13 protein-coding genes are annotated in these 12,893 nt (G+C 52.2%); 4 read left to right on the plus strand and 9 right to left on the minus strand.

Annotation, left to right across the window (positions count from 1 at the left end):
• Nucleotides 1-94: 94 nt before the first annotated feature.
• Nucleotides 95-1,486, minus strand: coding sequence for a short-chain fatty acyl-CoA regulator family protein (locus ABJM21_RS06800; protein ID WP_348302166.1), 1,392 nt, complete (start codon nucleotides 1,484-1,486; stop codon nucleotides 95-97).
• A 298-nt stretch (nucleotides 1,487-1,784) separates the two neighbouring features.
• On the opposite strand from ABJM21_RS06800, the gene ABJM21_RS06805 reads away from it, so the two are divergent.
• Nucleotides 1,785-2,195 carry a hypothetical protein gene (locus ABJM21_RS06805; RefSeq protein WP_348302165.1) on the plus strand — a complete coding sequence of 137 codons (411 nt, stop codon included), beginning with the start codon at nucleotides 1,785-1,787 and terminating at the stop codon, nucleotides 2,193-2,195.
• Between the two features lie 62 nt (nucleotides 2,196-2,257).
• Here ABJM21_RS06805 and ABJM21_RS06810 read toward each other — a convergent pair whose 3' ends face one another.
• From ABJM21_RS06810 to ABJM21_RS06825, 4 genes are all read right to left on the minus strand, one after another.
• The gene (locus ABJM21_RS06810; protein ID WP_348302164.1) at nucleotides 2,258-2,611 is read right to left on the minus strand and encodes a hypothetical protein; all 354 of its coding nucleotides are present in this window, start codon (nucleotides 2,609-2,611) and stop codon (nucleotides 2,258-2,260) included.
• A 28-nt stretch (nucleotides 2,612-2,639) separates the two neighbouring features.
• Nucleotides 2,640-3,968 carry an amidohydrolase gene (locus tag ABJM21_RS06815; RefSeq protein ID WP_348302163.1) on the minus strand — a complete coding sequence of 443 codons (1,329 nt, stop codon included), beginning with the start codon at nucleotides 3,966-3,968 and terminating at the stop codon, nucleotides 2,640-2,642.
• A gap of 69 nt (nucleotides 3,969-4,037) precedes the next feature.
• Nucleotides 4,038-4,607, minus strand: coding sequence for a DUF4893 domain-containing protein (locus ABJM21_RS06820; RefSeq protein WP_348302162.1), 570 nt, complete (start codon nucleotides 4,605-4,607; stop codon nucleotides 4,038-4,040).
• 53 nt (nucleotides 4,608-4,660) lie between these two features.
• Complete coding sequence (locus ABJM21_RS06825; protein ID WP_348302161.1) at nucleotides 4,661-5,446, minus strand: 3-hydroxybutyrate dehydrogenase; 786 nt, start codon at nucleotides 5,444-5,446, stop codon at nucleotides 4,661-4,663.
• Between the two features lie 126 nt (nucleotides 5,447-5,572).
• Here ABJM21_RS06825 and ABJM21_RS06830 point away from each other — a divergent pair, with 126 nt between their 5' ends.
• Nucleotides 5,573-6,484 (plus strand): neutral zinc metallopeptidase, encoded by a 912-nt coding sequence (locus ABJM21_RS06830; RefSeq protein ID WP_348302160.1) that lies wholly within the window; start codon nucleotides 5,573-5,575, stop codon nucleotides 6,482-6,484.
• A gap of 9 nt (nucleotides 6,485-6,493) precedes the next feature.
• Here the strand turns inward: ABJM21_RS06830 and creD are convergent, their stop codons facing one another.
• Nucleotides 6,494-7,918: a cell envelope integrity protein CreD gene (gene creD, locus ABJM21_RS06835; RefSeq protein ID WP_348302159.1), complete on the minus strand. Its 1,425-nt coding sequence runs from the start codon at nucleotides 7,916-7,918 to the stop codon at nucleotides 6,494-6,496.
• 116 nt (nucleotides 7,919-8,034) lie between these two features.
• Between creD and ABJM21_RS06840 the strand changes: the two genes are divergently transcribed.
• Both ABJM21_RS06840 and ABJM21_RS06845 read left to right on the plus strand, forming a co-directional pair.
• A complete protein-coding gene (locus ABJM21_RS06840) occupies nucleotides 8,035-9,198 on the plus strand; it encodes an alpha-hydroxy acid oxidase (protein WP_348302158.1) in 1,164 nt (387 codons plus the stop codon).
• Nucleotides 9,199-9,217: 19 nt separating this feature from the next.
• Nucleotides 9,218-9,727 carry a hypothetical protein gene (locus ABJM21_RS06845; RefSeq protein ID WP_348302157.1) on the plus strand — a complete coding sequence of 170 codons (510 nt, stop codon included), beginning with the start codon at nucleotides 9,218-9,220 and terminating at the stop codon, nucleotides 9,725-9,727.
• Between the two features lie 57 nt (nucleotides 9,728-9,784).
• Here the strand turns inward: ABJM21_RS06845 and ABJM21_RS06850 are convergent, their stop codons facing one another.
• The 3 genes from ABJM21_RS06850 to sdhD form a co-directional block, all read right to left on the minus strand.
• On the minus strand, nucleotides 9,785-10,600 hold the full coding sequence (locus ABJM21_RS06850; protein WP_348302156.1) for a methyltransferase domain-containing protein: 816 nt from the start codon (nucleotides 10,598-10,600) through the stop codon (nucleotides 9,785-9,787).
• A gap of 69 nt (nucleotides 10,601-10,669) precedes the next feature.
• A complete protein-coding gene (gene sdhA, locus ABJM21_RS06855; RefSeq protein WP_348302155.1) occupies nucleotides 10,670-12,502 on the minus strand; it encodes a succinate dehydrogenase flavoprotein subunit in 1,833 nt (610 codons plus the stop codon).
• On the minus strand, nucleotides 12,502-12,891 hold the full coding sequence (gene sdhD / locus ABJM21_RS06860; RefSeq protein ID WP_108809617.1) for a succinate dehydrogenase, hydrophobic membrane anchor protein: 390 nt from the start codon (nucleotides 12,889-12,891) through the stop codon (nucleotides 12,502-12,504). Before sdhD ends, sdhA begins: the two co-directional genes overlap by 1 nt.
• Nucleotides 12,892-12,893 lie beyond the last annotated feature (2 nt).

The raw sequence follows: 12,893 nt of genomic DNA on the forward strand, positions 1-12,893 counted from the left end.
TCAAAATTAGTAAGCTGTCGGTTAATTTTACAACTTATTTCAGGAAAAACGCCACGATTTCATAAAAATTGTTCAATTTTCCGACAGATAAACGCTAGTCCGCCACAAAACTGTAGGGCGCTAGTCCCATCTCTCGTCCATCAAATTGCAATGTCCTGTTTTTAGGCGGTGCTGATCGCTGTGAACATTGGGGCCGTGTACAGGCTGGGCATCCTAGGCCAATGAGATCAGCATTTTCGGAAGATAGATCGACACCTCGGGCATCGAACAAGGGCGATGCAAGCTCTGCAGAAATTCCCAGACCGATTGCAAATTCTGCAGCAAAGCCGCCAGCTCCCGAGCCAACGCCTTGGACAGCGCGAGATAAAGTAAACCAAGTTGATCCGTCTTCCAATGCGACCAATTGAGACTGTACCTCCAATGGTCGTTCAAACGCTCTATGGACGTACCACAATGGGCAGCGATGCAGGCTTTCAGCCAGCGATGCATTGCTGGCTCCAGCAAAGCGTTTTGAGACCAAGCCTGACCGATCAATTCTTATCATGAAAAATGGCAAGCCACGCGCGCCCACGCGCTGTAATGTAGTCAAACGATGCGCAACTTGCTCAAAACTGGCACCAAAGCGCCTTTGCAATAGCGGCAATTGATAACCTGTTTGTTCGCATGCCTTTAGAAAGCGAGCATAAGGCATGATCAAAGCGGCTGCAAAATAGCTCGATAGATGTCGGTGATAGAGACGTTTTGCCGCGTTATCTTGAACATCAACACCCGAAATTAACGCATCAATCTCCGACCGAGCCTCTATCTCAGCGAGCAAAATTGCAGCCTGGAAGGTACGAGAGGCAGGATCCAGCATTTCCGACAACTGCAACTGCCGTGCGTGCAAGTCCAGGCGCCTCAACAAATCTGGCATCACCGTCTCTGGAAGGATTCTGACAGCGAGTTGATGTTTTACCCGCAGTCGTTCGGTGATTGCGCCATAAAGATCCCCAGCACCCAAACGCAGCTCATCTGCCAGAGTTTCCGCCATTGCATCAAGATCTGCGAAATGGTTCCGCCATCGCTCCACTTCCTTCCGCACAAGCTGAGTGGAATCCACCGTTTCCTGATCACCAGCGCCTTGGTTCCGCGATCGATTATCGAAAAGCCTGACAAAGGCTTCTACCGTGTTTGGTGCCATTGCTAACCAATCGTCCAGTTCAGATCGATCAATTGACAGGTCATCAAACATTGGGTCCGCAAGACGCCTGCTTATTCCATCCAATCCGCCACCGGGTTCATCAGTAACCAACTGACGCGGATCAAAATCAAATCGATCCGCAAGTAAAAGCATCAATCGAGCACTCAGAGGGCGCTGGTTTCGTTCGATCAGATTGAGGTAGCTGGCCGAAATATCCAGGGCATCCGCTAATGCGACCTGGGTCATTCCAGCCCCGCGTCTTAAACGCTTGATCGATGCTCCCGCAAAAAATTTCCTATCTGCCATGATTTATGGCTATGTAAATTAATTTACAAATTTACAACGAAAAATCGAAAATCTGCCTATATTTACACAAATTTTTGTAAATTTCCTTGGCTCTAACGTCCGTTAATAGGTAGCAAGATGTAAATCTGATCCGAATTTAGGTCGATTCACAAACAGTTTCCTGGGGAGGAAAATCTATCCGTCGGAGCCTTGCCGCTCCGACGGATTTTTTGTGTGATCCAAAAGCGCTATAAGTAAGCATATCTTAATCCACAGTCGCTAGAAATCCCCGTTAATTCATTGCGATTGGATATTCCAAATGATCAAACAAGCCGTTCTTTTTGTAGTTTCCACAGGTGTGCTGATTTATTTCATCGCTCCTGTAGACGACGACAAGTCAAGCCAGCCCGTTGTTCAAAAAGCATCCGATCCCAAACCCAGTAATCAGTCCGCTTCAGCAGACTCTTGGTATGCCGACAGCGACGATGAGGAAGAGCCGTTTGTTTTTGGACAACCCGTAACTTACTCTGATGATGATGAATCAGATTCAGGGAATACGGATGAAAAGGAACGTGAATACCAGTCCACAGCTGGGGAAGTCACCGGAACTTCTAGAAAGCGCTCTTATGCAGGTGTAACTGCCAATTCTGGAGCTTCGAAATCCGGTAGGCCTGGTAGCAAAGGCAACCCTATCGATCTTACACCTCCCGGTGGAAGACAAAAGAGGTAGTCATGATCCTTCACTGAACCAAAGAACAATTCCGTTAAGCGTCACTTTGGCAAACAGTTGAGCTATTCGCATCTCTTCATGATATAATCATCGGGTTCAATCTTCAGTGTAAATTGATCTTGCCCGGATATGGAAACAGGTCCCTCCATCTGGAAACGACCACCTGCCTCTCCGGTTTCTTCATCGACAGCAAAATCGGTCAGGTTAAATGTAAGCTGCCCCGCATCCCATTGCCAAATTCCGGTCAGATCTTCCGAAACAAAATTTCCGCCAGCCAGCAGTGTCCAGTTGGTAGGTAGATTGCAGGCCTCTTCCGCAAAGGCCCAGCGCCCCTCAAAATAGGATGCGTCAACCTCCTCGATCCTCTCCGCCGGAGAGGCATTGGCAATCAACATAGCACCCGCAAATCCAATCATGTTGATTGCCTTCACGGATAGCACTGGTTCAGCCCCCTTTCTTCATCAATTCAAGCGCCGCTGACGTAAGGGCTTCCGCACCAGTGGCGACAACTTTTTCGGCATCTGGTGCCCAGAGTGGACTGTGGAGAGATGGCAGTTTTGTACCCGTTTTTTTTGCGGCTTGATATTCATCCATCGGCACGCCGCCAACCCAGAATATCATGCTCTTAATCGATTCATCAGCACGACGAAAACGGCTAAAATCCTCGCCGCCCATCACTGGCTTCGATTGCACAACCCGCTCCTTGCCAAAGCGCGTTTCAAACAGCTTTGCCATTTCCATGCTAAATTCCGGGCTGTTGTAAGTGGAAGGGGTAAACTCATCATCGCGAACGCGAATGACCGGCATTTTGTCGTCCGGAAGACCAGCGGTAACTGCCTCGCCTTTTGCAATACGCTTGATCCCCTCAAGTAGTTTCGCGCGTGTCTCGTCCGAATAGCTGCGCACCGTCAGCAATAAGTTCGCCTTGTCAGGAATGATGTTATGTTTGAAGCCGGCCTGAAAACTGCCAACCGTAACCACAGCAGGATCTTGCGGATCAATTTCTCGGCTGACCAATGTTTGCAGAGCGCCAACAATACGCGAGGCGACCACGATAGGGTCTTTGGTTGTGTGCGGATAGGCTCCATGGCCGCCAACACCTTTGACTTCAATATCCACGCTGTCGACATTGGCCAGAGCATAGCCCGGAGCATAACCGATAAAGCCCGCTGGCGCGCCTGCGGCATCATGAAATGCCAGTACATATTCGGGTTTCGGGAAACGCGTGTAGAGACCGTCTTCCAACATCGCCTTTGCGCCCTCGCCAGTTTCTTCGGCCGGCTGCAGGATCATCACCAATGTCCCTGACCATTCATCTTTGCGCGCGGACAATTGCCGGGCCGTGCCGACCCAACCAGTCATATGGGTGTCGTGACCACAGGCATGCATAACGCCCGTGTCAACGCCTTGGCGGGTTTTCGCCATGACTTTAGAAGCAAATGGTAATCCGGTTTTTTCTACCAGTGGAAGGCCGTCCATATCCGCGCGGATCATTACTGTCGGACCATCGCCATTTTTCATCACGGCTACAACGCCAGTGCCGCCCACTTTTTCCGTAACATCAAAACCAAGACGCTTGGCTTCTGCAGCTAGCTTTGCTGCGGTCTTCACCTCTTCTCCACTGAGCTCAGGATTAGCATGTAGATCGCGGTAAATTTCCATCAAGGATGGCAAGTCCGCCTTTATGGCATCCTTTAAAGGATCGGCTTGCGCCTGTGTACAAAACAAAACAGAAGTGGTAGCCGCCAAAGCGACTTTTGAAAATCTACGCATCACTATCCCCGAGCTATTATGTGATTGCCCGGAGCCTAACCCCTAAGCAACCGCTTGTCAGGTATAATTTTATTCGGCTATCGGTACGAGTTCCATTACGTCGGCCTTAGATTCATAATAGGGAAAGGGAAAGACCATGCGCCAGTGGTTTGGACCGATCCGCTGGACCACCGATACCTGATCCCGTTCAGCTGTCTTCCCGTATGGGATCAATGCGTTCTCATACCCATAGATTAACGAACCGAGATAAATCGAGTGGCGCGTCCCCGCTTCGTAAAGCCAGCCGATGGTTCGCTGTGACCCTGTTAACTTGGTGAAATGCCGACGATCGCCGTCAACGGTCACTCTGCATCGAAATGCAGGATAAGCAATATACGGCAAACCGCCGGTAGGATCGCCATCCAATTTTGTAACCGAACAGGCATAAAGTCCGGCTGGAATTATGCTGTCTGGTAGAGCCGCATCCTCTTCGAACAACGGATCTCGTGAGGCTAGCTTGTTGCCTTCCCCACCCTGTACGGCGCCATCGCGACCGACCTTTAGAGCTTGCTTCCAATCATCCAATCGCTTCTGATCTGCCGTCGTCGCCAGATCACGCCATCGCGATTCCGGATGCGGAGTATCTTTTGCAATCAGCATTTGTGGCGATACTGCTAAGGCCAACGCCAAACCAGTTCTGACCATGACTCTCATCATTGTGCGGTCCAGCCGCCATCAATCGAGATATTCGCGCCGGTAATCGCACTTGCTTCATCCTTGCACAGAAACACAGCCAGGGCAGCAATTTGATCGATCTGGACAAATTCCTTGCTCGGCTGCCCAGCTAGCAAGACATCGTTGATCACCTCTTCGCGAGAAAGCCCCCTCACCTCCATAGTATCGGGGATTTGCCCTTCAATCAGCGGCGTCCAAGTATAGCCGGGGGAAATTGTGTTCACCGTGATCCCTTGTTGCGCCACTTCCAGTGCCACTGTTTTACTAAAGCCCGCAATCGCATGTTTAGCCGCATTATAGGCCGACTTATAAGGGCTCGCGACCTTGCTATGCATCGACCCGGTATTGATTATCCGGCCCCATCCCCGTTCCTTCATGCCTGGCAAAACGGCTTTGGTGGTGTGAAAAGCACTGTTGCAGATGATTTCCATAATCGCATACCACTTGTCTTCGGGAAATTCATCGACGGGTGCGACATGCTGGATGCCTGCATTGTTGACGAGAATATCAACCGCACCCAATTGATCAGCGCAGTCCGCTGCCATTTGCCGGATTTCTTCGGGCTTCATCATATCGGCATTGCTATAGGCGGCTTTGGTTCCACTGAGGCTTTCCAGTTCTTGCCGCAATGCTTCGATTTCGCCTTCATCGCCAAACCCGTTGATCATAACAGCCGCCCCCTCGGCAGCCAGCGCCTTTGCATATCCGCCGCCAATGCCAGAGGTGGAACCCGTAACCAGCGCAGTTTTGCCTTTTAGAAACATCCATTTTCTCCTTTGGGCGACCTTAAAACAGTCACAAGTGACTGCAACGGCTTTTTGTAAAACTATTGCGCGGTCCTTGCGCTTTTGTCCGATTCAGGCAAATTGGAACCAACAGGAGAAGAAGCCATGCGTTTAGATGATCTGGATCCCAGCAAAAATGCCCGCGACCACGGGAGTGGCGGCGGCCGCAGAGGTTTTGGTGGCGGCGGTGGAGGTGGCGGACTGGGCTTGTTGCTCAGTTTCCTGCCGATGTTGCTGGGACGGAAAATGGGCTGCGGCACAATCCTTCTCATTGGCGGTGCGGCGCTAGCTTTCATGTATTTCGGCGGCGGCGCGAGCATGTTGACGGGCGGAGGCGGAACGCAAGCCGGAGGCTCTGGCGACGCCGTAGCATATGATACGCAGGAAGAACGCTTTGCTGGTCAGGTCCTGGCCTCTACCGAGCAGACATGGGCAAAATTGTTCCAGGCCAATGGGTCTCGATATCAGCCGACAACAATCAACTTCTATCAAGGCGGCGTCAGTTCCAATGGCTGCGGCTCAGCCAGTTCCGCCGCCGGACCTTTCTATTGCCCCGCCGATCAAGGCATTTATCTTGATACGTCATTCTTCAATGAACTGGAGACAAAAATGGGCGCAAAGGGCGATTTCGCCAAAGCCTATGTAATTGCACATGAAGTCGGCCACCATATCCAAACGTTAAGTGGCGTTTCCAGTCAGGTTCGTCAGCAACAAGCCCGCGCCAGCAAGGCGGAGGGCAATGCGCTTCAGGTCCGGATGGAATTACAGGCAGATTGCTACGCTGGCGTTTGGGCAGCCCAGAATGCCAATCGTATGGAACCAGGCGATGTTGAGGAAGGCCTGACTGCCGCTCATGCCATTGGAGATGATACATTGATGCGAGGATCAGGACGACGTCCGGTGGAAAGCATGTTTACCCATGGCAGCTCAGAACAGCGTATGGCGTGGCTCAAAAAAGGAATGCAAACTGGCGATCCGGCCGCATGCGATACATTCGCACGCGGCGCGGTTCGCTAGTCGAATTGCTTAGTTTGCAGACGTCTTCTGCAAACTACGCGACCAATCCAGCCGGCGGGTGACAAACATCACTCCGGCCAGAGCGGCAAAGATCAACAACGATCCGATAAGCAGGGAATAAGCCTCCAAGCTCAGCAGGATATAGATCACGCCATAGAGCGCGGCCAGTAGTCCACCGATTGTCGATGCCCGTCGCCAACTGGACAGCACCGATGCAGCATAGGCCGTGATCAATCCGATCGTCGCCACCGAAGCCGCAATGTAGGCCAAGGCAAAGCCTATAATTTCGGCAAAGGCGAGTAACAGGATGAAGAACAGCACCAATGCCACGCCAACCAATATATATTGGACAGACGAGATACGCACGCCGCCAATCAGGTCGAACAATAGAAACGCGACAAAGGTAAATCCGATGAACAGGAAGCCATATTTGGTCGCCCGGCTTACCTGATCATAAAGATCAACCGGCTGGATCAAATTCACCGTCACGCTGGACGCATTTTCCGCGCCGCCACCGCCATAAGAATCGAAAGACCGGTTAGTATTTTGCGGATAAACCTGCTGTCCAGCCTGCGTAGACGTCAACGAGCTGCCGAGCGCCAGATTGGAGATACCATATTTCGCGGTAAAACCTTTCTCCGTCACTTCATTGTCGGGCAGGAAGCCGCCAGTAAAGCTGGGGTGTGGCCATTTGGATGTGACGGACCAGTTGGTCTGCCCGGCATCCGGCACCATTGTCAGGCTTTCGGTTCCGCGGAATTTGACGTCAAATTTAACCGCCATTTCGCCGTCGGCCAGCGCGGTTGCATCGAGCCATGAAAAGAAACCGGTATTGCCGGTTTCACCAAGGCCTTTACCGGGTTGCAAGACGAGAGGCTGACCATCAACGGTCAACTTGTTGTCCGCAGAAAGTCCGCGTGCATCGGAAAGGCCGAAACGAATTTCAGCACGGGCAAAATCAATATCCGCTGGATCGATACCGGACCGATTGAAATCCTCCGGCAATTTGAAGGAAGCAGAACCTGTCACATTGGTGTTGTAGATCACAACTTCATAGATGGAGCGGCTTTTGACCTCAGTTTGAATATCGCTATCAAAGGTCATGACTTCGGGCGAGATATAAAGTTCGCGCGTAACAACATTGGTGCGAGTAACGGTCTTGCCGTCCTGCTCGACTGATTCCTGAACTTTCGCCTTGTAAGGAAGGACGATTTTAGGTCCAGCAAATACCTGCTTGCCACCCCAACCGGTAACGATGGATTGTTCGGCTTGTTCGCTTTGGGTTTGACGGTCATAAATCAGCAGCCAGCTTGCGAATAGCGGGATCGCAAGCAGGAAGCCGGTGAGCAGGACCAACAGGAATTTGGCGCCAGGTGATCGTTCCGGTCTTACCGGTTGCTCCGGCGGTTGAATATCTTCGGCGGTTTCAGTCATTGTGAATTTTCCCTCTAAATCCCTGTATTTACCTGACCGCAGCTATTGCAAGCCGCAGCCATTGCTCTAATCATAAACCCCATGCTCTTCCACCCGAGCGACGAATCGAGGCTTACGTGCGACGAATTAACACATTGATTGATTGCCACAATGTGAACGACTTCCGTTCGCTGGCCAAAAAACGACTGCCTTTTCCGATCTTTGACTATATTGACGGTGCCGCCGACGATGAAGTCACACGCCGCCGCAACACAGCCGCTTATGAAGCGTGCGACCTTGTACCCAATGTCCTTGCCGGGGTCGAGACTATCGACATGAGCACAACCGTCATGGGTCAGAAAATGGCTATGCCCCTGTTCCTTTCCCCCACCGCCTTGCAACGCCTGTTCCACTGGCAAGGCGAACGCGGCGTCGCGCGGGCCGCCGAGAAATTCGGGACTTTCTTCGGTATCTCGTCTCTGGCCACAGTCAGCATCGAAGAAATTGGCGAGAGCATCAGCACGCCCAAAATGTTCCAGCTCTATGTCCACAAGGACAAGGGTCTCAACAAATCGATGGTCGAGCGTTGCAAGGCCGCGAAATTTGATGCGATTACTTTAACCGTCGATACTATCGTCGGCGGCAATCGCGAACGCTGTTTGCGTTCCGGATTCACCAGCCCCCCCAAAATCACACCCGCTAGCTTTCTGAGTTACGCGACCAAACCGGCCTGGGCACTCAATTATATGTTTCGCGAGAATTTTGAGCTTTCGAACCTAAAAGACCATGTAGCTGAAGGAACAAATGTTGCCTTATCGGTGGCGGAATATTTCTCGACCATGCTTGATCAATCGCTAGATTGGAGCATGGCCGAAGATATCCGCAAGGATTGGGGCGGCGAGTTTTGCTTGAAGGGCATTATGTCAGTAGAGGACGCCAAACGCGCCGTCGATATTGGCGCAACCGCGATCATGGTTTCAAACCATGGCGGGCGGCAATTGGACGGGTCGCGGGCACCTTTTGATCAACTAGCCGAGATCTGCGATGCGGTCGGCGACAAGATAGATGTCATTTGCGATGGCGGCATCACCCGTGGCAGCCATGTTCTGAAAGCGCTCAGTGTCGGGGCCAAAGCCTGTTCCGGCGGACGGCTCTATCTCTATGCGCTGGCAGCCGCTGGTCAGGCAGGGGTTGAACGCAGCCTCGGCTTGTTGCAAGCTGAGATTGAACGGGACATGAAACTGATGGGCGTGACGTCCGTTGATCAATTGGGTCGGGAAAATTTGCGCTATCGGGCTTGAAGACAAACAGGGAAAAATGATGAAACATATTGCAAAATTAGCGACAACGTCAGCAGCAGCTCTGCTTTTCCTATTGACCCCAGCACAGGCACAAAGAGCCGATCCGGATGAAACAGCTGAAGAACATGCGCGGGATGCAGCAACCACACCAGCCAAAGATGTTGGCCTTAAAAAAACCAAAATTCCCGCCAAGCTTATTGCCATTCAGGATGATCCCTATTCTCTCAACGGCTTGCGCCGTTGCTCCGCGATCATCAAGGAAATCAAGGAGCTGAATGCCGTGCTGGCGGCCGATGTGAACGAGAAAGTCGATAAATCCAGAGCCGAAAAGCGCGAAGAAACCGCGGGCCGTGTCGGTGGTGGATTGTTGGGCGGATTGATCCCGTTCCGGGGAATTGTGCGCGAAGTATCGGGCGCGGCGGGCGATGAGCGTAAATATAACAAGGCGGTCTATGCTGGTGTTGTTCGGCGCGGTTTTCTGAAAGGCATTGGACTGGAACGGGGTTGCAAAGTCCCTGCCCGCCCATAACCTGATCTTACTGGTACAAAAGCCGGTTTCGAGAATGGTTACCGGAAGGCCGGTTGCTTAGCTCGCCCGCACAATCCAAATGCCGCCGGGCAAAGCAACCCGGCCATCATTATCATGAGGCTCTAAGGCCTCCTTCAAGGCAACCAAAAGCCGGGCCTTCAGTTCATCATCAACCTCTCCCAGAGCGCGTGAAGCCGGGCCGATTTGTGATGAAAAATAGACTGCACCGTCAACGCCGCTCGATTGCGACATGCAAATCTCAACAGAATGAGGTGTCATCGAAACCTCGTCAAAACCCGCCTCGGTCAATATGCCTTTCAGCCGCTCCGCTTCGGCAAAAGCAAAAGGACCAGGTGCATGCGAGTCTGTTTCCGGTGCTTCCGGCAATAGGGGCTTGATCGCGCCCATCGGAACCATCACCCACAGATTGACCTTCGGACTCTGCCAACAGGCAAAGACCATCCGGCCACCTGGCTTCAGATTGGCTTTGATATTGGTGAAAGCAGCCACCGGATCTTCAAAGAACATCACACCAAAGCGCGACATGATGAGATCGAAACCTTCATCCGCCTGATATTCGGAAGCATCAGCCAACAAGAGTGTCCCGCGACCGTTCGCCCGTGACCGTGCCAGTTCCAGCATAGGTTCGGACACATCTACGCCCGTTACATCAGCGCCAGCATCCATCGCAATCAACGAGGTTTCTCCGGTACCGCAACCAATATCCAAAACGCGCTCACCCGGCGCAATCGCGGCTGCATCCATTAACAGAGACGTTACCGGCGCCAGCAAAACATCCATGACGTCCTGCTGCTCCGTCCACTTCACGCCGGCATTGTCATTCCAATACTCAATCTGTTCTTCATTGGACATGGTCGGGGGAACCTCCGATAAAATGGATAGAGATGATCTTAGAAAGTCAGAATAAATAGCCTGATATAATTAATAAACTCGCTTCTTCGGCTTCACATATTCCGCTTCATCGGTCAGCGTAAAGTCATGGACCGGACGATAGTTGATATCGACTTTGCCGGTACCGCGCGCCTTATCAGGGCCGCCCCAGCCATCAAATGTCGCAACCGTATGCTTCATCCATTCCTTATCATTCCGGTCTTCATAATCTTCCTGCATATGCGCACCGCGACTTTCCTTACGGTTTGCAGCGCTTTCCATCGTCACGACAGCCTGCGCCATCAGGTTATCAAGCTCCAGAGTTTCGATGAGATCGGTATTCCAGATGAGCGAACGGTCAGTCACGCTGACGTCGGCCATTTTCTTATTCACCGCGCGCATTTCTTTAACGCCTTCGGCCAGCAATTCATCATCGCGGAACACAGCACAGTTTTTCTGCATTGTTTTCTGCATTTCCATACGCAGTGCAGCAGTTGTTGTACCACCTTTAGCATAACGGAAATGGTCCAAGCGAGACAGAGACAGATCGGCAGAATTTTTCGGCAATGGTCTATGTGATGTGCCGGGCTTCAGTTTTTCTTTCAGACGCAGACCAGTTGCACGGCCAAAGACCACGAGATCGATCAGGGAGTTGGAACCCAAACGGTTCGCACCATGAACCGACACACAGGCCGCCTCACCAACGGAATACAGACCCGGCACCACAGCATCAGGATCATCCTTGGTTGGATTCACCACTTCACCATGATAGTTACAAGGTATGCCGCCCATATTGTAATGCACAGTCGGTACCACCGGCAGCGCCTGACGTGTCAGATCAACACCAGCGAAAATCTTACCGGTTTCGGTAATGCCCGGCAGGCGTTCCGCCAGCACATCAGGCGCGATATGATCGAGATGGAGATAGATATGATCTTTCTCTGGCCCGACACCGCGACCTTCACGAATTTCGGTTGCCATGCAGCGGGAGACCACGTCACGAGAAGCGAGATCTTTTGCGCTTGGTGCATAGCGTTCCATGAAACGCTCACCTTCCGAGTTGGTTAGATATCCGCCCTCTCCGCGCGCGCCTTCGGTAATTAGCACGCCTGCCCCGTAAATGCCGGTCGGGTGAAACTGGACAAATTCCATATCCTGCAGAGGCAAACCGGCACGCAGCGCCATGCCGCCGCCGTCACCTGTACAGGCGTGCGCGGAGGTTGCGCTATAGTAGCAGCGGCCTGAACCACCGGTCGCCAGAACAACCGCATGTGCGCGGAAACGATGGATAGAACCATCTTCCAGGCAAATAGCGATCACACCGCGACACTCGCCATCTTCCATGATCAGGTCGATCGCGAAATATTCAATGAAGAAATCGGCGTCATATTTCAGGCTCTGCTGATAGAGCGCGTGAAGCATCGCGTGACCAGTTCGGTCAGCCGCCGCACATGTACGCTGTACCGGAGGACCGTCGCCCATATTCTGCATATGGCCGCCAAAAGGGCGTTGGTAGATAGTGCCATCTTCATTGCGTGAGAAAGGCACACCAGCATGTTCCAGTTCGTACACCGCTTGCGGCGCTTCCCGAACGAGATATTCAATCGCGTCCTGGTCACCGAGCCAGTCAGAACCCTTTACGGTATCGTACATATGCCAAGACCAATGATCCGGGGTGTTGTTACCCAGTGATGCAGCAATGCCGCCCTGCGCCGCAACGGTATGTGAACGGGTTGGGAAAACCTTGGTAATACAAGCGGTTTTCAGGCCGGCTTCAGCAGAACCCATAGTGGCGCGCAAACCGGATCCACCGGCACCCACGACGACCGTGTCGAACGTATGGTCAATAATCTTGTAAGCGGGTTTTGAATCTGTGTCAGTCATTAGGCGACCACTCCGGTAAAGGCGACCTTGGCGACAGCGAAAATTCCTAGCGCTGCTCCACCAATGGCGAAAAAGTTAAGCAAGATGATGAGGCCGAATTTCAAGCCATGATCGGGGACATAATCCTCAATCAAAACCTGCAGTCCAAGCCGTAAGTGCCAGAAGATACTAACCAGCATCAACATCATCGGAACCGCAACCAGCGGCGAGGACAGCCAGCCGATCAACAGTTCATGTTCGTAATTGGGCAATCTCAACAACGAGATGAGCAGCCATGCGATCAGCGCGAGATTACCGACGGCGGTAACCCGCTGAATGATCCAGTGATGCGCGCCTTCCTGAGCAGAGCCAAGACCGCGAACCTTACCGATATTTGTTCCTGATCCCATCG

The sequence above is a fragment of the Parasphingorhabdus sp. genome, from assembly GCF_039977335.1.
GTDB lineage: Bacteria > Pseudomonadota > Alphaproteobacteria > Sphingomonadales > Sphingomonadaceae > Parasphingorhabdus.

Excerpts from the sequence above, each read along its gene's own strand:
- ABJM21_RS06800 (WP_348302166.1), bottom strand. The coding sequence starts at position 1,486 with ATGGCAGATAGGAAATTTTTTGCGGGAGCATCGATCAAGCGTTTAAGA.
- ABJM21_RS06805 (WP_348302165.1), top strand. The coding sequence starts at position 1,785 with ATGATCAAACAAGCCGTTCTTTTTGTAGTTTCCACAGGTGTGCTGATT.
- ABJM21_RS06810 (WP_348302164.1), bottom strand. The coding sequence starts at position 2,611 with ATGATTGGATTTGCGGGTGCTATGTTGATTGCCAATGCCTCTCCGGCG.
- ABJM21_RS06815 (WP_348302163.1), bottom strand. The coding sequence starts at position 3,968 with ATGCGTAGATTTTCAAAAGTCGCTTTGGCGGCTACCACTTCTGTTTTG.
- ABJM21_RS06820 (WP_348302162.1), bottom strand. The coding sequence starts at position 4,607 with ATGCTGATTGCAAAAGATACTCCGCATCCGGAATCGCGATGGCGTGAT.
- ABJM21_RS06825 (WP_348302161.1), bottom strand. The coding sequence starts at position 5,446 with ATGTTTCTAAAAGGCAAAACTGCGCTGGTTACGGGTTCCACCTCTGGC.
- ABJM21_RS06830 (WP_348302160.1), top strand. The coding sequence starts at position 5,573 with ATGCGTTTAGATGATCTGGATCCCAGCAAAAATGCCCGCGACCACGGG.
- creD (WP_348302159.1), bottom strand. The coding sequence starts at position 7,918 with ATGACTGAAACCGCCGAAGATATTCAACCGCCGGAGCAACCGGTAAGA.
- ABJM21_RS06845 (WP_348302157.1), top strand. The coding sequence starts at position 9,218 with ATGAAACATATTGCAAAATTAGCGACAACGTCAGCAGCAGCTCTGCTT.
- ABJM21_RS06850 (WP_348302156.1), bottom strand. The coding sequence starts at position 10,600 with ATGTCCAATGAAGAACAGATTGAGTATTGGAATGACAATGCCGGCGTG.
- sdhA (WP_348302155.1), bottom strand. The coding sequence starts at position 12,502 with ATGACTGACACAGATTCAAAACCCGCTTACAAGATTATTGACCATACG.
- sdhD (WP_108809617.1), bottom strand. The coding sequence starts at position 12,891 with ATGGGATCAGGAACAAATATCGGTAAGGTTCGCGGTCTTGGCTCTGCT.